Annotated in this window: 17 protein-coding genes and 2 pseudogenes; 10 read left to right on the forward strand and 9 right to left on the reverse strand. The window is 67.2% G+C overall.

The window, feature by feature from the left end; genetic code table 11:
* Positions 1 to 26: 26 nt before the first annotated feature.
* The 4 genes from IE267_RS07590 (at position 27) to IE267_RS07605 (ending at position 2,557) form a co-directional block, all read left to right on the forward strand.
* Complete coding sequence (locus IE267_RS07590; RefSeq protein WP_189762540.1) at positions 27 to 218, forward strand: hypothetical protein; 192 nt, start codon at positions 27 to 29, stop codon at positions 216 to 218.
* Between the two features lie 488 nt (positions 219 to 706).
* On the forward strand, positions 707 to 1,252 hold the full coding sequence (locus tag IE267_RS07595) for a hypothetical protein (RefSeq protein WP_189762541.1): 546 nt from the start codon (positions 707 to 709) through the stop codon (positions 1,250 to 1,252).
* A gap of 190 nt (positions 1,253 to 1,442) precedes the next feature.
* Complete coding sequence (locus IE267_RS07600) at positions 1,443 to 1,898, forward strand: NUDIX hydrolase (RefSeq protein WP_189762542.1); 456 nt, start codon at positions 1,443 to 1,445, stop codon at positions 1,896 to 1,898.
* Positions 1,899 to 2,125: 227 nt separating this feature from the next.
* Positions 2,126 to 2,557, forward strand: coding sequence for a cupin domain-containing protein (locus IE267_RS07605; protein ID WP_189762543.1), 432 nt, complete (start codon positions 2,126 to 2,128; stop codon positions 2,555 to 2,557).
* Positions 2,558 to 2,757: 200 nt separating this feature from the next.
* Here IE267_RS07605 and IE267_RS07610 read toward each other — a convergent pair whose 3' ends face one another.
* Positions 2,758 to 3,180, reverse strand: coding sequence for a hypothetical protein (locus tag IE267_RS07610; RefSeq protein WP_189762544.1), 423 nt, complete (start codon positions 3,178 to 3,180; stop codon positions 2,758 to 2,760).
* Between the two features lie 960 nt (positions 3,181 to 4,140).
* On the opposite strand from IE267_RS07610, the gene IE267_RS07615 reads away from it, so the two are divergent.
* The 3 genes from IE267_RS07615 (at position 4,141) to IE267_RS07625 (ending at position 6,811) form a co-directional block, all read left to right on the forward strand.
* Positions 4,141 to 4,860, forward strand: a complete 720-nt coding sequence (locus IE267_RS07615; RefSeq protein WP_189762545.1) for a DinB family protein — start codon at positions 4,141 to 4,143, stop codon at positions 4,858 to 4,860.
* 742 nt (positions 4,861 to 5,602) lie between these two features.
* Complete coding sequence (locus tag IE267_RS07620; protein WP_189762546.1) at positions 5,603 to 5,986, forward strand: PRC-barrel domain-containing protein; 384 nt, start codon at positions 5,603 to 5,605, stop codon at positions 5,984 to 5,986.
* A 189-nt stretch (positions 5,987 to 6,175) separates the two neighbouring features.
* Positions 6,176 to 6,811 carry a DUF4232 domain-containing protein gene (locus IE267_RS07625; RefSeq protein WP_189762547.1) on the forward strand — a complete coding sequence of 212 codons (636 nt, stop codon included), beginning with the start codon at positions 6,176 to 6,178 and terminating at the stop codon, positions 6,809 to 6,811.
* Positions 6,812 to 7,311: 500 nt separating this feature from the next.
* On the opposite strand, the gene IE267_RS07630 is transcribed toward IE267_RS07625, so the two are convergent.
* The 5 genes and pseudogenes from IE267_RS07630 to IE267_RS40380 form a co-directional block, all read right to left on the reverse strand.
* A complete protein-coding gene (locus IE267_RS07630; protein WP_189762548.1) occupies positions 7,312 to 8,952 on the reverse strand; it encodes a M4 family metallopeptidase in 1,641 nt (546 codons plus the stop codon).
* Positions 8,953 to 9,762: 810 nt separating this feature from the next.
* Positions 9,763 to 10,164, reverse strand: coding sequence for a hypothetical protein (locus tag IE267_RS07635; protein ID WP_189762549.1), 402 nt, complete (start codon positions 10,162 to 10,164; stop codon positions 9,763 to 9,765).
* Positions 10,165 to 10,291: 127 nt separating this feature from the next.
* Positions 10,292 to 10,629 (reverse strand): annotated as a pseudogene (locus tag IE267_RS07640) (transposase family protein); the annotation flags it as partial.
* A 143-nt stretch (positions 10,630 to 10,772) separates the two neighbouring features.
* On the reverse strand, positions 10,773 to 11,285 hold the full coding sequence (locus IE267_RS07645) for a hypothetical protein (protein WP_189762550.1): 513 nt from the start codon (positions 11,283 to 11,285) through the stop codon (positions 10,773 to 10,775).
* A 397-nt stretch (positions 11,286 to 11,682) separates the two neighbouring features.
* Positions 11,683 to 11,841 (reverse strand): annotated as a pseudogene (locus IE267_RS40380) (IS5/IS1182 family transposase); the annotation flags it as partial.
* Positions 11,842 to 12,159: 318 nt separating this feature from the next.
* On the opposite strand from IE267_RS40380, the gene IE267_RS07650 reads away from it, so the two are divergent.
* On the forward strand, positions 12,160 to 12,432 hold the full coding sequence (locus IE267_RS07650; RefSeq protein ID WP_189762551.1) for a DUF2087 domain-containing protein: 273 nt from the start codon (positions 12,160 to 12,162) through the stop codon (positions 12,430 to 12,432).
* Positions 12,433 to 12,889: 457 nt separating this feature from the next.
* On the opposite strand, the gene IE267_RS07655 is transcribed toward IE267_RS07650, so the two are convergent.
* The 3 genes from IE267_RS07655 to IE267_RS07665 all read right to left on the reverse strand — a co-directional run bounded on the left by IE267_RS07655 (position 12,890) and on the right by IE267_RS07665 (position 16,632).
* Positions 12,890 to 13,459, reverse strand: a complete 570-nt coding sequence (locus tag IE267_RS07655; protein WP_189762552.1) for a GNAT family N-acetyltransferase — start codon at positions 13,457 to 13,459, stop codon at positions 12,890 to 12,892.
* A gap of 628 nt (positions 13,460 to 14,087) precedes the next feature.
* Positions 14,088 to 15,332, reverse strand: coding sequence for an eCIS core domain-containing protein (locus IE267_RS39445; protein WP_229860816.1), 1,245 nt, complete (start codon positions 15,330 to 15,332; stop codon positions 14,088 to 14,090).
* A gap of 760 nt (positions 15,333 to 16,092) precedes the next feature.
* On the reverse strand, positions 16,093 to 16,632 hold the full coding sequence (locus IE267_RS07665) for a hypothetical protein (RefSeq protein WP_189762553.1): 540 nt from the start codon (positions 16,630 to 16,632) through the stop codon (positions 16,093 to 16,095).
* Positions 16,633 to 17,575: 943 nt separating this feature from the next.
* On the opposite strand from IE267_RS07665, the gene IE267_RS07670 reads away from it, so the two are divergent.
* Positions 17,576 to 17,920: a hypothetical protein gene (locus IE267_RS07670; protein WP_189762554.1), complete on the forward strand. Its 345-nt coding sequence runs from the start codon at positions 17,576 to 17,578 to the stop codon at positions 17,918 to 17,920.
* Positions 17,917 to 18,243 (forward strand): hypothetical protein, encoded by a 327-nt coding sequence (locus IE267_RS07675; RefSeq protein WP_189762555.1) that lies wholly within the window; start codon positions 17,917 to 17,919, stop codon positions 18,241 to 18,243. The genes IE267_RS07670 and IE267_RS07675 overlap by 4 nt, the downstream gene beginning before the upstream one ends.
* Positions 18,244 to 18,451 lie beyond the last annotated feature (208 nt).

The raw sequence follows: 18,451 nt of genomic DNA on the forward strand, positions 1-18,451 counted from the left end.
TGGCACGTGCTGGACAGTCTTCGCCGGTGATCGAGCCCGCCCGCCTCCCGGGTGACCCCAGCGAACTGCACCTGCGGATCTGTCACGACGACGGACTCTGCGACACCGGGCAGGCCGACCCGCTGGAGCGCTGGGATGTGGCCATCCTCCGCCGTCGGCGCATCCACGACAGGGAGCTGCGCAGGGTGCAGCCTCAGCTTCTGCGGACCTGGAGATGAACGGCACCGATGCGGCCTTGGCTCTCGAGCAGCCGCTCGTCGTGGCCACCGAAGCGTCCGGGAGCAGCAGCGACGGTGCCGGCGGAGGCCGAAGGCAGCAGGCGGCGGCCGAAGGCAGCAGGCGGCGGCGAGGGCGGCAACCGCGGTGACGACGGCAAGGGACAGGCGGACCATGGTCGTTGTCCTTCAAGGGGCGAGGGAAGGGGACATGGGCCGGTTCGGCGCTCCGCGGTGGCGCTCGGTCCGTTCGCCGCTGCGAGTGTCCCCCGGTGGCGATGGCTCAAGCTTCGCCGCGCGGTGATGGCAGCGGTAGGACTTCCGCCTGGCGCCAAAGCGCCGGGCGGGATCCGGACGGGGCGACAGACCCGAGCGCCCTTCGCTCCAGCCCGGATCGTCTCGGGGCACACGTGCACAACTGAGCCAAAGCACAGTAGTCGTCACCGGCGGAGAGGGATGAGCCAGCGATTCGGACCGATCGAATCAGTCTGATGGTCACCAACAAGGCCGCGGCAATCTCCTGCGGCGCAGCCCGCCGAGTTCGTATTGTTCCGCCTATGGCGTGGACTTCGTTGGTCCCATTGGTTGCCACGGTACTCGGGGCCCTGATAGCCGTCGGCGCCGGTGTGGTCGGAGAGCGGGTTCGATGGCACCGTAATCTCCATGACCGCGAACACGAGGCACTGCGGATCATCTGCGCCAACTACCTGAGCGCGGTCTCGCAGGCCGGCGAGCAGATCTGGCAGGCCAGTCGAGCAGGTCTGGACACGACTGCAGCCCGACGAAAGGCAGCCCACGCCGCGCTTGGCGATCACGATGTCTTCCCGCAACGCTTCCAAGTGGCGCTCTCAGCGCCGCAAACGGTTGTCGACCTTGCTGACGCAACCAGCCTCCGGCTGATCGCCTGGGCCGACATCGTCATCGCCGGAAGAACACACGAGCACCCGGAGTGCGACGCAGCCCGTCGTGCCTTCAACGAGACGCGCAAGACGCTGATCGAGTCCATGCGCATGGTCTTGTTGCGGGACGTTAACTGACCAGGCCAACCCTCCGTGCATCCCAGGCCCCGAACGCGTCCGTCGTGGAGGAATCCTGATCCGGTGACCACAGAAATGACCTGACGGCCACTGACTAGTTGGCCCTGTGAAAACCGACGGACCTCCACCTCGCCGGCACCTACACCGCGACGATCTCCGAGGTCGCCCGCCACTACAAGGACCTCATCGCGTGAACGCACCCGTGGACACCGCCTTGCTGGACGCCCTGACACACCAAGCCGCCACCGACGGCATCACCAAACACGTCGTCGGTGCCGTCATCACCGACCACGACGGCCTGATCCTCCTGTTGCACCGGACCGCCGACGACTACCTCGGCGGCCTGTGGGAGCTCCCCTCCGGCGGCGTCGAGCCCGACGAAAACCTGCTCGATGCCCTGCACCGCGAAGTCAAGGAAGAAACCGGGCTGACGATCACGAGCGTCGGCGGCTACCTCGGTCACTTCGACTACCTGTCGAAGAGCGGCAAGAAGACCCGCCAGTTCAACTTCACCGCGACCACCACGAACGACCGGGTCACGCTCACCGAGCACGACGCGCACCTATGGGCCGACCAAGCCGGCAGGGGAAGGACCAGCAGCGCCGTGCAGACCGTACTGGCCGCCTGCCACGGACACACCGCCTGAGGTTGTTCCTTGAGGAACAACCTCAGGATCGAGGCCGCGCGGGTGTTGCTGGCAGCCTGCGCAGCCAACTGATCCCACACCCTTGGCCGCTTCGCCGGTGGCGAAGCAGTGGGCCGCACCCGGACCACCCGGACCCAATCGGCCCGATCGGCCCGATCCGCTGCAATCGCGTGGAGCCAGAGCGGCGCCGTTGTGAGCGAGCACGCCGTGCGCCAGGATGTCTGCCCATGAGTGAGATCTCCGATCTGGTCACCCTCCTCCGACTCGAACCGCACCCGGAAGGCGGGTGGTTCCGTGAGACGTGGCGGACCGGACCCAGCGCTGTTCCGGAGGGATACCCCGGGCCGCGCTCCTTCGCGACCGGCATCTACTACCTTCTGCATCCCGGCGAAATGTCCCGCTGGCATCGGGTGCGTTCGGACGAACTGTGGCTGTGGCACCGGGGCGGCCCGCTGACGCTCCGCCTCGGCGGGACCTCGGCCACTGCCGCGGAAGAGTCCGCCATGGTGCTCGGGCCGGACATCGCATCCGGAGCACGTCCTCAGCTCCTGGTGCCGGGCGGCGCCTGGCAGTCCGCGGAACCGGCCGGCGACGAGCCGGTGCTCGTGTCGTGCGTCGTGGCCCCCGGCTTCGACGTCGAGGACTTCCACATGCCGTGAGGCCGGCACGCGCGGGCACCGTGAGCGGTGCGTGGGCGGGGCTCCGGGCGACTCGGGCTCGCCCGGTCCCGGTCGCAGAGCTACGGGGGTGACCGCACCGCGGCGACCCCCGTAGCTCGATCCCGCCCGGCGCCGGGCCGGGGGTCAGTCGGCAGGCGACTCGGGCGGTCGGTCGGTGAGAAGACAGGTCGGGCGGGCGGTCAGCGCACGTGCACCGTCACCACGGCCGACGTGTGCTGGTGAACCGGCTTCTGGTCGTGCTTGCTCGTCAGGCCGTACAGGACCGCACGAAATCGCAGGTCGCCCCGGCGCGCCGACGCACCCGCGGCGGTGACCTTCGCATCGCCCACGGTGGGAGTACTGCACGTCTCCTGGTGCCACCCCTCGCCGAAACCGTTCTCCTCCACGCAGAGCTGGTGCAGGAACCCGGCGTTGTCGTCGTCGCCGTGGGCCGTGACGGTGATGGTCCTGCCGACCTGGGCTGTCTTCGGCGCGGTGATCTCCACACTGCCCTTCGCGAACGCCGGCGCAGTGGCCAGCGCCACCGAGGCCAGACCCAGCGCGCCGATCACCGCCGCCCGGCCCACTCGTGCCGTCAGCCCGGTCGCCATCGTCCTGGTCATGGACTTCCCCTTTCACGGGCCCCCACCGATCAGTGAGACCCGCACCGTCACTCGGCGCCCAACGCGCCGTGCTGATCGGTCAGATGGGCCGATCACATGGCTCGTTGCGGAGCGGACGGCGCCGTTACGGATTCACGACATACCGCCGTGGCCGGGTACCGTCATCGCGCGGCGGACTCCGGAGGCTCCCCGCATCCCTGCGTACCAAAATCAGGTCTGCGCAGGGGTCGTGAGACCCGTGCGACGAGCCGCGCTCCGGGCACCCCCCGCCCGCCCGTGTCACGGAGACAACTTCAGGCAGCTTCAACCGAAGCCGAGTGCTCCCCTCCCCCAATACCACTTTCGTGTCCCGCAACGCGGCGACCCGCCTTCGGAATCCCCGGCCCCAAATACCCAATGACCTAGGCAAACGTCCGGAGTCGGTCTCGGCCCCCGACGCCTTCGCCGCGCTGTCCGCTGTCCGCTGTCGTCGTGGATGCGCGCATCGAAGAAGTCCGCACCGAGCCGGCCCCCATATCGGTACGGGTGACATCGTCCAAGGGGCGCCCCGACGTGCGCAGGACATCGCGGACGGCCTACCGCGGTACCACGGCAGCCTGCTCGTTGTGCTGGTGCACGCATCCGGCGGAGTGCTGGTGCTGCTTTTTGGCCCAGGAATGCCCAGACTGGCAGAGCATCCGCACGACCGCGACATCGCCCGCACTCCTGCACAGGGCAGCCGTGTGGCCCGCAGACGACGCCCACCCCAATTCGACCGCGGATTCACGCGAGATCGAACGCCTCTCCTCGTCGACATCCTGCTCGGAGCCATCGCGGAAAGGCCTGAACACCCCGGGTTCGTCACCGCTCGAGAGCCAGGACAGCGGTGCGGGACGGTCTCCCGAACAGTAACCGCCACGACCGAAGCCTGAATGAGTGGCTGGGACCTGACCGTTCGTTCCGCGCCGTAGTATGCGGAGCATGACGCGGTATGTCGACGAGGATCTGCACGGTGCGGAGTTCCGCGAGTGCGACCTCACCGGGGCACGCCTGATCGGCGTCGTCATGCAGGATGCCGTCATCGACGGGCTCATCACCAACCTCGTGGTGAACGGTGTCGACGTCACGGAGTACGTCGAGGCAGAGCTCGACCGACGTCATCCGGTGCGGGTGCTGATCCGCTCCGAGGACCTGGCCGACCTTCGCGAGGCGTCGCGTCAGCTGCATTCCGCCTGGGCCGTCACCATCGAGCGAATCCGCCGTACGCCCGGCATCGAACGCCGCAGCGTGCACGACGAGTGGTCGGCGGTGCAAACGATGCGCCACCTGGTCTTCGTCCATGACTCGTGGTTCCGCCGCTGCTGCCTGGGCTCGAAGGAACTGTTCACCCCGATGGGCATCGGGACAACCGTCGAGCCCTATCGTGAAGCGCACGGACTTGACCTCTCGCTCGATCCAACCCTCGATGAGATCGTGAGCGTACGTAACGCACAGACCGCCGAACTGGAGGCCTGGCTCGACGAGGTCACCGCGGTGCAGCTCGCAGCGCGAGCGCCGGTGCCCGACGATGACGTCTGGCCGCCGTACGCCCGGGGCCGCTCGGTGCGGCAGTGCCTCGGTACGGTGCTCAACGAGACCTTCGAGCACCACGGCTTCTGCGTCCGCGACCTCGACCTGATCGAGGCACGGGACGCGGAGTAGGGCCATCTGCGGACTCGGAGTCTTGCGGATGCGGGCATCGCTGACCGTCTCCGCGGTGCCGAGCTGCGGAGTCCAGGGGTGCGCGCGGTTCCTCTCGAGCACACGGCGGGCTCTGGGCCCGTCCTTCGGGCGGACGACGTCACTTCCGACGCAGGCTCTGAAGGGCGTTGCAGAAGGCTCAGTTCCGGACATCGTCCCTGTATGAGAGGGCTATTGCGGGCTGAGTTGGTGTGGGTACAGACGTTCACCGGCTCGCGGATCGACCGGTGCGTGAAGCCGGCGAAAGGAGTGAAGGAGCGGAGCATCAGTGACGGGGCCGCCAGGGGAAGGAGGAGCAACTCCCCGATGCAGCGCTTGAGGTCACGCAGTCGAGGAGTGCGGTGGTGAGGTGGCCGGTGACGGTCCAGTCGAGCTCTCCGGTGACCGCCAGCTCGGTTGACCGACTGCCGTCAGCGGGGCGGCTGATCGTGACGGCCGCGGCCTGGAGCAGCTTGGCAGGGGGCTCAGGGCGGTGCCTTGATGGCTGTCCCTACGAGAACACTTCGCGGAGCTCTCGATCAAGCACCTGACACAGAATCAGCTGCGCTTGGTCGTCGTCGTGACGCATTCAGGTCAGCGGCACAGCACACGCGTTTACCCATGCGGACGTGGGCAAGTCGCACAACACCACGACCGTGCAAGGCAGTCAGATCCACCTCGCGCTGTGCTGTCTCCCATTCCTGTCCCGCCGGAGGTCTTGACCATGAGTGACAACATGTGGAGCTACTCCCCCACGGCGAAATTCTCCGCCGACACCGACCTGACCGGCTGGAAAGTCGAGGCCACGGACGGTTCCATCGGGAGGATCGACAAGCACTCGGGCGAGGTCGGCTCGCAGTACATCGTGGTCGAAACCGGCGTCTGGATCTTCGGCAAGGAGGTCCTGCTGCCTGCCGGCACCATCACTTCCGTCGACACCGACGCGCGGACGGTGCACGTCGGGCGTACCAAGGAACAGATCAAGAACGCGCCGGAGTTCGACACGGACAGGCACCTGGGCAGCCCCGACTACCACCAGCGGATCGGCACCCACTACACCGACCACCCCGGCACTCCGGGCGCCCCGGGTACCCCCGGCCTCCGCTGAGACCGTACCCAGCCCGGGACTTCCGTCCCCAGACTTCGCCCCGTGCCACTGGGCCGCGGCCTTCGCTCGTCTCGCACTACGCGGTCGCATGCAAACCGGATCTGCCATGCAGGCCGTCTCTCCCGGTGTACGCGCCATCTGCCACACCGGACAGCACTCCACGTCCCACCTCGTCGAGGAGTTCATCGTATGCACCGCATCTCCGTTCGCCACGCCGTCGCCGCCTCTGTCGGACTTGCGGCAGTGCTCGCGCTCACCGCGTGCGGAACGGACAACTCCTCGGACGTGAGCGGTAGTTCCTCCTCGCCATCATCTCCAGTGGCGCCGTCCACCGCTGCCGCAAGCCGGTCGGCTTCGGCCTCCTCGGGTGGTTCGCCGTCCGGGACCGCTACGGGCGGCTCGAACTCCTCCCCCGCATCGTCGACCTGCCACACCGCGAATCTGCGGATCGCTGCGAAGAACCAGGGCGAGGCCCGCCAGGGAGTGGGCTCGGTCCTGATCACGTTCACGAACAAGGGCGGCGACTGCCGTATGGCCGGGTTCCCGGGCGTCGACCTCAAGACCAACTACGGCAACCAGGCAGTGGACCGCAACAAGCAAGAGGTAGGAATCCCGTTCACACTCCGGGCGGGCAAGACCGCCACGGCCGACGTCGTCTACCCGATGAACGACACCGGCGGCTCCGGCGTCCATGTCACCGCGCTCGTCATCACCCCTCCGAATGAGACACACCCGATTACGGCACCGGTCAACTTCAGCCTGCCGGTGAGCGACAAGAACACGGGCCGCCTGGAGGTCACCCCAGTCTTCAAGCCGGTCTCCTAGAACACAGACCGGGCCGCTGCTCCGTCCGCAACGGCCAAAACAGGAGCCTACGAGCCTCCACTGCCTGCCAACGACGCAAAGCGTATGGCTGCGGGGCGGCGATGACACTCCCACAGTGATCGGCCGTCCCCACAGCTCACGCCGCTCAGTGCTGTTTGTGCACTCTGTTCGCGGCGGGCGCCGCACAGCAACAGACTGAGCCTCTCCTACCCATCTTCCGCACACGAACAGTCTTGAGCGACGACTGTTACGGGGCTGCCCCGGACAGGACGGAGGCACCGCCGGACTCGCACAGCCCGTCGGCGGTCCCTGCCCGGCGAATCCGGATCCCACGGCGTCCCAGTACGGCGGCGCGGCCGCGAAGTAGGCCAAGCGGCCCGACTTCGCTTCACGGTCGGCGAAGGGAGTACCCGGGTTGCCGAGCGCGGGACAGCGTCGGAGGGGTGGCACCACGACCCTGGTCGTGGTGCCACCCCTTACCGGTGCGGGAGCGCGTCGGCTCAGTGCACGTCGACCCCGGTCCAGGCGGCCTCGACCGCCTTGAACTCGGCGCTGTCGGCGCCGTAGAGGTCCGTCGCAGCCGACAGGGTGCCCTTGCGGGCGTCGGCGTAGTCGGTGGTGGAGGTGAAGTAGCTGGTCAGCGCCTTGTACCAGATCTGGAGGGCCTTGTCCCTGCCGATGCCGGTCACCTTGGAGCCGTCCTTGGTCGGCGAGTCGTAGTCGACGCCCCCGATGGTCTTCGCGCCACTGCCCTCCGAGAGGAGGTAGAAGAAGTGGTTGGCGACACCGGACGAGTAGTGGACGTCCTCGCCGCCGACGGACGAGCTCCAGTAGTCGGCGGAACCGCCGTCCTTGCTGGGCTTGTCCATGTAGCGAAGCGGCTTGCCGTCGCCGTTGATGTTGATCTTCTCGCCGATGAGGTAGTCACCGGGGTCCGCGCTGCTGTTCGCGGCGAACTCGACACCGGTGCCCATGATGTCGCTGGTGGCTTCGTTGAGGCCGCCCGACTCACCGGAGTACTCCAACCCGGCGGTGTTGGAGGTGACGCCGTGGCTCATCTCGTGGCCGGCGACGTCGAGCGAGGTCAGTGGGTCGCTGTCGTTGGTGCCGTCACCGTAGGTCATGCAGAAGCAGGAGTCGTCCCAGAACGCGTTCACATAGGCCTTGCCGTAGTGCACGCGCGAGTAAGCGGCCTTGCCGTCGTTCTTGATGCCGCTGCGGCCGAAGGTGTTCTTGTAGAAGTCCCACGTCGCCTGCGCGCCGTAGGCGGCGTCCGCGCCGGCGGTCGCGGCGTTCGTGGTCTTCCCGTCGCCCCAGGTGTCGTTGTCCTGGGAGAACAGGGTGCCGGTGCCGTCCTGCTGGTGGTCGAGGTTGTACGTCTTGTGACCGCCGCGGGAGGCGTCGGTGAGGGTGTACGACGAGCCCGACTGCGTGGTGGTCAGGTCCACCTTGCCGCTGTACTGGGTGTTCCCGACACCGGTCTCGATGCCCTGGTACTGGAAGAGCGTCTTTCCCGTGGCCGCATCCGTGACAACGTGCAGCTGGTTCGGGGTGCCGTCGTCCTGGAATCCGCCGATCACGGTTTCGTAGGCGAGGACCGGCTTGTCGGCCGCCGCCCAGACGACCTTGCGCGGAGCGCGGTCGCTGGTGGCCTTGGCCGAGCCCCTGTCCTTCGCGAGGCCCAACGCCTGCTTCTGCGCCGTGGCCGCCGTGATGCGCGGTGTGGTGGTCGCGAGCTTCAGCGTCGCCTTCGACGCTCTGATCACGCCCTGGGTCGTGCCGGACTTGGAGGTGTGCACGATCAGGTCGCCGCCGAGCACCGGGAGGCCTTCATAGGTGCGCTCGTAACGGGTGTGGACGGTGCCGTCGGCGTCCTTGACGACGTCCTTGACGACCAGCTTCTCCTTCGCCCCGAGGCCTATGTTCTCGGCGGTTCGGGCGAGTCCGGCCTGCGCGGTCCGCAGGAGGTCGGTGCGAGCGGCGGCCGACAGCGCGACGGACGCTCCGGCCGGTCGTGCGGAGTCGGCGGTGGGCCGGGGGGCGGCCGAGGCCGTGAGCGCGGTGCCCACCAGGGCAGCCACGGTGGAGGTGGCGATCGCCACCGCGAGGACGGTGTGCTGACGTGTGTTGCGGGAGGTCATGCAAGCTCCGCTTCCGTGGGGGGATTTGACCGGCCGTGCGGAGACGGTCCGGTGCGAGCTACGTGGAGGTCACACCTGTACGACAGGGGCATGACAATGCACGATCGGGGGTCCACGGCTCATCAATTCTCCTGATGGGGCGTCCAGTTGGTGGGACTACCTCGAGACAACCCCAGGTGATCACGATGGCGCTATACAGCTGGGCAACTAATGACAAGAACCCCACGTGGCCTCCATGCGTGCCTCACCGCCCTTTACGGTTGTGGACACCGTGCGAACTGGTTGAAACGAGATTGATCACAGCGAGGTGGAAGCATCTGCCGCACGACGGCCGCTCACTGCGGCTCCGGTCGACGGCCCCACAGGAGTGATGCTCAGTCACATTGCCTGTGGCAGGCTGCCGTTGTGCTTCATGACGGCTCCGAACTGACGGCTCAGGGCCCGGGGGTCCATTCCCTGGTCGGCGGGCATGGCGACCGGCCCGCGGGATTCCGGCTCCGCGCCGTCCACCGCCGCCCGGTGCGCGTTCGCGCTCGAACCGGTCTACGATCCGGGAGGTCGCGATGACGTCCATCGGACTGCTCTCCGAGAGGCTCTCAACGATTCTCGGCCAGGTCCGTCCCTCACCTGCGGCTCTGTTCCAGCCCATCCAGTACGGCGGAATCGGATTCGCCATCCTCAGGAGGTCCTAGTCCCGGACGTAGCTGACCTGGCCCCCGCTGCCCCGCACCCAGACGGCAGCGGGGCCCGCTTCCACCTGAAGTAGGCACTCCTGCGGCGAGGTCGAACAGATGCCCTCGCGTTGACCCGTCAGGCGGTTCTGTGGCAGGACGTACGTAGCCGTGGGCGATGCTGCGGTGTTTGCTGATCGCCGCACGATGCCGTTCTGTCGGCAGATGTGCCGGAACAACACCTCGGCGGCCGGGGCTTGGTTGAGCCGCTCGTGAACTGCTTGTCGTTGCCGGTCAGCATGTCGGGCGGCACGCCGTACCGCTGCATCGCCACCACGAACGCCAAGCACAGATCACGATCGGTCGGCCGGACTACGACCATGACGACCCGGAACTCGTCGTCGAGACCGGTGACGAGCTTGCATAAACGGCCGTCGGTCAGCGGGACGCCCGAGACGATGTCCATCTGCCACAGAGGCACAGGGGCGGCGCGTTGCCGCCGCCGGTACTTGCGTGTGTGCTTCTGCTGCTGGTGGTCCACCAGGACGCTGTGCACGTCGGACGTGAAGCAGCAGGGGACGCTACGGCGTGCCAGCTCGTAGACGACCCGTCGGGCTCCCCAACGCGGGGGTGCTGGCAAAGCTCACAGATCCGAGCCTCAACGTCCGCTGGAAGCCGGGGCCGGCTCGTCTTCGGTTCGACTGCTCGGCCACCGCGTGCTCCGCGTGGGCACCAGGGTGCCGTCCACGATCAGCACCGTGCCCTTCTGGAACCGCCGGCGCTGCTGCAGTGCCAGCGCCGCCCCCAGTCTGTTGACGATGCGGTCCGCCGCGGACTTCTACACCCCGAACAGCCGCGCGATCTGGCGCAGCGTCAGGTTGGTTCACCAGTACGCGGCGACCAGCAGAACCCGGTCCTCCAGAGGCAGGATCCAGGGCCGGCCCTTGCGAACCGGGTCCGCGTCCTCACGTCGCAATACGGTGAGGAGCGCGCCGAACCGACGCGGACGATCCGGGCCCCTCGCAAGATCAGAGCCGTGACCGGCCCGGTGCTTTGCACGAGGTCCGGCCTCAACGCTGCCGCGACCGCGACCACGAGGACGACTCACGTTCGATCGACAAGCTCCATGATCGATGCGCAAACGGCTTTTTACAAACTTGCCGTTGCGCTGTAAGCATCGCTGGTGAACTGACCGTTCCCAGTGCTGTCGAAGTAGCCAAGAATCGCCCCCGATTTCCACTGGCCCGCCTGATAGGGCGCCACAACGGTCACATAGCAGGATGTGCAGTTGTGTTTGGTCGCATTGTTCTGGCTGACGCTGGATCCGTAGAAGTACAGGGCCGTTCCGAACGACAGTGTGGCCGCGTTGCTGTTGCAATAGGCCCAGACGGTGGATGTCACGCCGGCAGCGCCGTGATACGGCTTGCCGGGGCTGACGGTGCAGGTGAGTATGGCCACGGAAGGCGTAGACCTGGTGACGGTCACGGTGCTTCCGCCTACCGTCATGGTCTCGCTGGTCTTACCGGCCGGCACGCTGATGGTAACCGCAGGGGCGGAGCCGGAGGCGGCAGACGGAGCCGCTTCAGCGCCGGGGGCGCCGATGAGTGCGCAGCCGGTCATCGAGGCCACACCGAAAAGGCAGCCCAATATCTTAGTGCGCATGCAACCTCGATCCGGAGAGGAAAACTGACCACAGCGGTCAACCGCCGCGGCGCAGCCATGGATTGACGCAGAACGGCCGAGCGCACCATGTGCCACTGAAAGCGCCAGCCGCAGGGCAAGCGTCCCGAGGAACAGAAGTTCGCGATCTTCACGGGCCGATCACGAGCTAGATTCTGCGGGATGGCATCCATGCCGCGCCGTGATGTTTCAGGCCATTCTGTTTCCGAAAACGTTCACGCCGGATTCGTGGGCGCCGCCCTCGGCTACGCGCAGTGAAGATCCATCCGGGACTCCTCAGGTCCTCGCCCTGAGGTGTGTTGCACAAGGCTGCGTTTGTGCAGGTCAAACTGCTGGAAGCAGTCTTCTGTCCGTGATGTGAGGTCGACGTTGGGCATGCGACGGCGTGGTGGAGGCCGTCGCCGTGTTGCCGGTAGTCGGGCAGGATCCGTAGCTCTCCATGCGGCCGAGCACATGCTCTACGCGGGCGCGGACTTTGCAGTAGGCGGCGTTGTCGCCCTCCTTGCCGCGCAGTTGCCCCGCGACGTGGGCGTTTGCGCCTACTTGAGCGACGCACCCTCTCAACCGGACCGAGACAGTTCGGGCACAGTCACAGGCCCGGGTGACGTCGGGACAGGCGAGACGTGCTTGGAAGAGTCATTGGTCTTGGTCGTCGGTGAGAGCCGCGCGGAGCCGCATATTCCAGGAGGTGATCTTTCGCGGGCTGGGCATGTGCGCGTGGACCGGCTCGACGCTCCCTGATCACGGTGCCGTGACCTGCTGTGGACGCCGTGAAGGACGCGCCCGGCCGCTCGCGCCCCACGCCTCCGCCGATATTGCATTGCCTCAAGTCGCTCGATTGCGCGAGGGTGCCCGCATGGAGAACAACGCCGCAGGCTCCCCCGCAGTCGCCGCCCTCTTCTCGCGCGGGCGGCTAACGGCGCTCCCGCGCAAGACCGCGCGCCGCGAGCATGTGCTCGCCCACCTCGCCGGGACGCTCTTCACGCCCGGCCACGACTACACCGAGCGCGATATTAACGACGCGCTGCGCACCGTGTACGACGACTTCCCGGCGCTGCGCCGCTTCATGGTCACCGGCGGACACCTCACCCGCTCCCGAGACGGGGCCTGTTACCGGCTCCCCCAGTAGGCCACGAAGGCAGTGAGCGCCACGGCCACCGCGGCGACGACCGCCGCGGCAGTCTGGTGATCGGTTGTCACGCGGGGAGTACGTCGATCGTGGCCTGCCCTGGGTGGGCCACGAGGTTGCCGTGCGGCCACAGGCAGATGTGCGGCCAGGGCGTCGGTTGAAGTGCGGCAGGGCGATGATCACCAGAACTAGGCTATTGAGCACTTCCAAACTCACGCTGACGCGTGATGGAGGACGAGTGTGGCCGGGACGATCGCGGTGATGCGGTTGGTGCTGCAGCGAGGATTTCGTAGGGGGCGCCAGGTCTTCGGGACCGTTATGGCCTGCTCGACGAGGCAGCGGAATGTGGCGCGACTGTTGTTGTGTCGGCGTTTCCATCGCCTGGGCTGACGTCCTCGGAACGGCAGCGGATGCCGCGCGGGCTAATGCCGCACACGAGCTCCGTACCTCGCGCGGCCTACGCCTTTCGGCGCTTCCACTGCTCCTTCGTGATCACGTACCGCACGCCCCCGTGCTCGGAACCCTCGACCGCCGTCATTTCGTCCGGTGTGGGGATGCTCTCCGCGACTGTCATCCCGAGCTTCTCCATGACATTGCGCGAAGAGCGGTTCACGGTCATCGTGTCGGCCCAGACCATGCGGATGCCGAGCTCGGCGAACCCTTTAGCCAGCAACGCCTGCGACGCCTCCGTTGCGTAGCCCCGGCCCCAGGCCGCCTGCCGCAAGCGGTAGCCGAGTTCGGCTTCCTCGCGCGGTCCCTTGCGTAGCGGACGCAGGCAGAACCAGCCGACGAACGCGCCGCCATGCTTCTCGTACGCCGCGAACAGGCCCAGCTCGTAATCCCAGCGGTCGTAGCCGGAGAGGATGCTGGGAATGACGAGATCGCGGACCTCCTCCGGCGGAGTCGGAATGCCGCCGGTCAGGTAGCGCATCACCGCCGGGTCGCTGTCCAGCTCGATCAGCAGGTCCGCGTCGTTGGCGGCAAAGGGGCGCAGGGTCAGGCGCTCGGACTCAAGGTAGGTGGCCACGTGACGATCATGGCCGAGACGGGTCGGACGGTCCACGGCGTTTTCGGGCCGCTTCTGTCCCCGGGTGGGAGGCTGGAGAAACAGTCCAGCGCTCATAAGCCCTCGGATACTGCTTGCGCACCTCGTCGACCGAGTACACCCGCGAAGCCCGGGGCTCCAACCCCACCGGCAGCTCCACCCCGTCCAACACGGAAGAGGGGCAACTACACACCTCAACACCCCGCAACCAGAAGGTGATTGACCCACCCACCGCGATCCCCGCCTGTGAACTGCCCTGCTTGATCGACCAGTTGACCATGAAGGACAGGTCTCGCCGATAGCGCCGTCGACAGCACGCGTGTGACCGGACGCCCCACCGAACGCGCCCTCCCCTTCACCTGCCCCCTGCCCTGAACCGATCCTCCGCGCATCCTGCCGGCACCCGAGCCCGAGCAACCGGCGAAGGCCGGATGACCCGAGGCACCCCCTTCCCCGACTGCTCGCTGCCATGACGGTCGGCAGGCGGTCCGTCCCACCTCTTCCGGCCCGACCTGCGCGTTTTCCTTCACAGCCTGACGTGTTGCCCGAAGTTCGGCGGGCGTGGTTGCCCGGGCTTCGCGGGCGGGTCGTCGTCGGACGGTCTCCGAGCCTAGGCGACGTTCGGGTTGGCAGGCTGTTCCTTGCCCGCCGCCACCCGGCGGCCCTTGCCGCGCTTGATGAGGACCACTGTCTTCATCGTGACCCCGGGATAGTTGGGGGTGTAGTACGCGCCCGTCCAGTAGTCGTGGAAGGAGGCGACCGTGCCGATCGTGTACGTCATCGGGTTGGCGGCCGTCTGTTCGCTTCCGGCGAAGGCCTCCATCGTCACCGTGTCCTGACCGTCCATGCCCACCACGGCTGCGGCGTGGTACTGCGACATGATCTGCTCCCCGGGGTTCATGGCGAGCATGAGGTAGGACTGTCCCACCACCGGGCTGGCGTTGCGGTCCGTCGCCCCCTGGAAGTCGCCCGCGCGTTCCCGGTTCTGCTCGTCCGACATACCGAAGGCCTTGAGCCCGGCGCTCGTACGGACATTGCTGTTCGCGCCGTCCGCCAGCTCTCCGACGGCGTTGTGCATGATCTCCTCCGCCGTGTGGAGGCAGTCGTCCAGGATGTTCCGCGCCAGCTCGTGCTCCTGGTACAGCTCCGTGCCGCCGAAGAGAGCCTGCTGCGCCGTGCTGGTCGGGCGCAGGGCCGGGGAGTAGGACCCCGCGGGCGCGCTGACGCGGATCCAGATCGACGTGGCGTCATTGCGCGGGACAGCGAAGAATCCGTTCGCCGAGACCGTCATGTGCTGCTGGTTCGTGTCGGCCTGTGCCACCCAGCGCTGGACCGACTCCTGGGCCGTGCCCTGGCCGGACCGGGCCGCCTCCGGTGCGTGCTGCTCGGTCCTCGGCGCCGCCCCGCTCATGGCGCGTCGCGCGTTGCTCTCCGCCTCCCGCTCGAAGCGGTCGGAAGGGTCGGAGACCTTGAGCCCGGACCCGTTGTCCGTACCCGCCACGGGGCCTTGGCGCTGCTGGATCACGTGGGTGAGTTCGTGAGCGAGGGTGTGCTTGTCGGCGCCGCCTTCCCCGATGACGACATGGCTGCCCGAGGTGTAGGCACGGGCGCCGACCTCCGCCGCGGAGGCCCTGGCGGCACTGTCGTTGTGAATGCGCACGTCGGAAAAGTCCGCGCCGAGTCGGGACTCCATGTCGCCGCGGGTCGCCTCGTCCAGGGGGCGCCCGCTGCCGCGCAGGACCTCGTGCACGGCGGAACGCTGCACCGCGGGCTGCTCGGTCGGGTGGCCGCAGCCGGCGCCGTGCTGGTGCTTGTCCTGCTCCCCCACGTGACCGGCCTGCCGGAGGAACTGCACGACGGCCGCGTTCCCTGCGGTCTGCTGCAGTGCGCGCAGGCCCCGCGGTTCCGGGCCCCTGGCTGCCGGCTTGCCGCCTGGGCCACGCCCGACGTCGGCCCTTCTGGCATCGTCATTCTTGTGCACGGAGCCTCTTCCTGCGTTGGGATGCTTCCTCTCCTGCATACGCGAGGGAGACGCCCCGGTGCCAGGTACACGAGGGCACTGTCGCAGGGCCGTCCGGACAGCATGGTTCCAAGTGGTGGCCTCAGGTTCCGGTTTCGCACTCCGGAGGGCATCGACGCCAGTCTCGTCGCGGCGCAGGGAGGCTGTGCTGACAGGAGCGAGGACGGCCAGGATGCCGTCGCGCACGACCTGCCGCAGAAGCAGACAGCGAAGGCGGACGGCAAGCCCACAGTGTGCGGGGCACGGTTCCTTCCTTGCGGTTCGGCGGGCGGGGTTGTGCGGGGCTGTCCGAAGGCTCCGGCGGGGAGGGTGAATTCGGGGGCAGCGCAGGCGGGGGTCGGTGTCTGTGCCGCTGTGTGCCACAGGGCGCGGAAGTCAGCGGGTCTGCCGTGCAGGGCGGACACGAGGCGGCTGGCGGTGTACCAGTCGGGGATGTGGGGGCCGCTGAGGGTGCGTGCGATGTGGTTGATGCTTAGGGAGTTGGAGGTGGCGGCCCGGACAGTCCAGAGATCGGGGCGGTCGGCGACGTCCGTCGTGCGGCTTGACTTCGAGCACGCTCCACAGCCCGGGCCCCCGAAGGCCCGGTGACCGCGGTTCAGGTCGGCGACGTGCAGTTGTCGACCGTGATGTCGACGTACTTGCCCGGCCTGTCAAGCTCGATGTCGCTGCCGGGTTCGTTCACATCGTGCTCGCGACCCACGGCCAGCTGCCATGTGTCGTTGGCGTACTTCGACTTGGCTGCGGCCGAGTTGTCCTTGTGGTAGCGCAGCGCACCCGCCGCCGCGTCCGTGTTGTGCCGCCAGCCGTCTGCTTCCAGGTCGGCGTACGCCTTGGCCAGCCGGGGCTTCTCCGCCTCGCCGTAAATGATGCGCAGCCCGAGCGTGCATGTGGCCTCTGCCGTGTAGGTGGACATGTCGTCCGTGACGTCCAGCCCCACCGACATGAACTCCTGCTTTACCTCCCAGTTCATGTCAGCGCTGATCTTCAGCTGTTCTTTGTAACGCGTCGCGCGCTCACGCGGGTTGAGGTCGTTGGCGGTGGACGGAGCACTGCGGGGTGGGTCGAAGACGCCACTCACTCCCGCCGCGAATGCCGCCATCGCGACAGCCACCATAGCCACCTTGATCCCACGCATGAAGCCTCCCCCGAACTCGTGGCAGGATCTTCGCACAGGTGTCCGCTACGTCGGTACGGCCCCCTTGTTGAGTCGGCCTGCGCTGGCTGACGCCCCCCAGCTCCGTAGCGCACCCCATGGCCCTTGCACCGAATCGCCGAGCGCGCCCGAAGCCCTGCAAGGTCGCCATCGGCAGACAGCCCGACCACAAGCAGATCAGCGGGCGGTGGGGCGTACGGCGAGGGCGTTGGAGCCCGCGCCCACCCGGGTTTCACATATGGCCCGGCCAAGGCTCCATGGCTGAGGACACAACCGCTCGACTGAGCAGGTCAGTTGGCGAGTGTTCTCGCCTCAGCCAATAGAGTCGCTTTGTCCCCGAACTGAGTCGTCGTCCTTTGTCTCAGCGAACCTGGTGGCGCGACTGCGTGCGATGGAGTGTTGGATGGCCCTGGGGCCTGGATAAATCTCAAGGACGGTCCCTACCGGGGTCTCAGCCGCCAGGGAGATCGACGCAGGGGCGACGTCGAGCGCAACGAGCACTGCGTCTTCATTCGCCCTGGCCTACTCGGCCTCGGTCCGCAGAGGCGCACATCCCTCCACCGCACTGGCCTACATCGAAGCCCGCGATCGCTTTGCCAGGTGGTTCACCAGCGAGAGCAGCGGTGAAACTCTTCGGCAGAGATGGAACCGCTGCCTCCAGGCGCTGGGCAAGGACCCGTTTGGCGATCCCTACCGTTCCTCCGACGCCCGGATCGAGCAGGCCGCCTAGCCCGAACCCGTCGTTCTCAGCGGCCTGTTGGGCTCGCACTACTGGCGAGACCATCCCCAACCGTCGGCCGATGCAGCACGCCGACTCAACACCGCACCCCATCAGCCTCCGCTGCATGAGAAGGTCGCTGACATGATTGGGGAGGGGTGCTGATCTCACTCCTCGCCTGTCAGTGTCGATCGCCATCATGAGGACATGACCAACACGAACCTGACCACCGGCAGTATCTGGCGGCACCACCAAGGCGGTCAGGAGATTGCCCGGCTGACCGTGACCGGCGCCGATATGCCCTGGACGCACGCCGAAGTAGAGACGCTTCCTGGCTTTGAAGCGTTCCGTCCCCTCTTCGCCGAGCAAGAGCGGGCCGGCGACGGGGAGGACTGGGAGCGGGCCGACGCCTGCTACACCCAGATCCGCAGTGCGCTCACCCTGATGTTTCCCGACGGCAGCCCGGTCGCCGAGTTCATGCCGCAAACCCACGACGACGGCACCGCCCACTGGCGCCGACACGACGAGCCCTTCGAGGCGGTGAACCCGTGACGACCTGGGTTCGCTGCTTCTGGGATGAGGAAGACGTCTGGTACTACTTCGAGTTGGACGGCGATGGTTATGTGATCCGGCAAGTCGAGTTGCAGGAGCCCGGAAACAAGGCTCTGACCGCTGCCTCGCTGGCCGAGTGGCTAGAAGCCCAAAGAGACGGCAGGTCAGCTGAATACGAGAGGGTCTACGGTCTGACCGCAGAGCCACCCATCTCCGAGTGGGAAGGGCACGACCCACAGTCGTTGTCGGCCGATGAGTTCGAGATCGTTTGGTCGACAGCCCGCGGTGAGATTCAGGATCGTCAGCGGCGCCCTCCTTCCTGAGCACGTCCATTACCGCGGCTTCCGATCAGGAAGCTGCCAACTTCAATGCAAAACCGGCCGTAAAACGTCTCGTCGACCTGACAAGGCCCTACGCAGGCAGCATCACTCTCGCCATGATCCATGAGACGCTCCAACCGCACCGTCCACGCGCCCATGCGTCCTCGCAACGCCTCGTCGCTGCCTCCAGCTAGCGCGGTTGGACCTGTCA

Source organism: Streptomyces xanthochromogenes, from assembly GCF_014650455.1.
Taxonomy (GTDB): domain Bacteria; phylum Actinomycetota; class Actinomycetes; order Streptomycetales; family Streptomycetaceae; genus Streptomyces; species Streptomyces xanthochromogenes.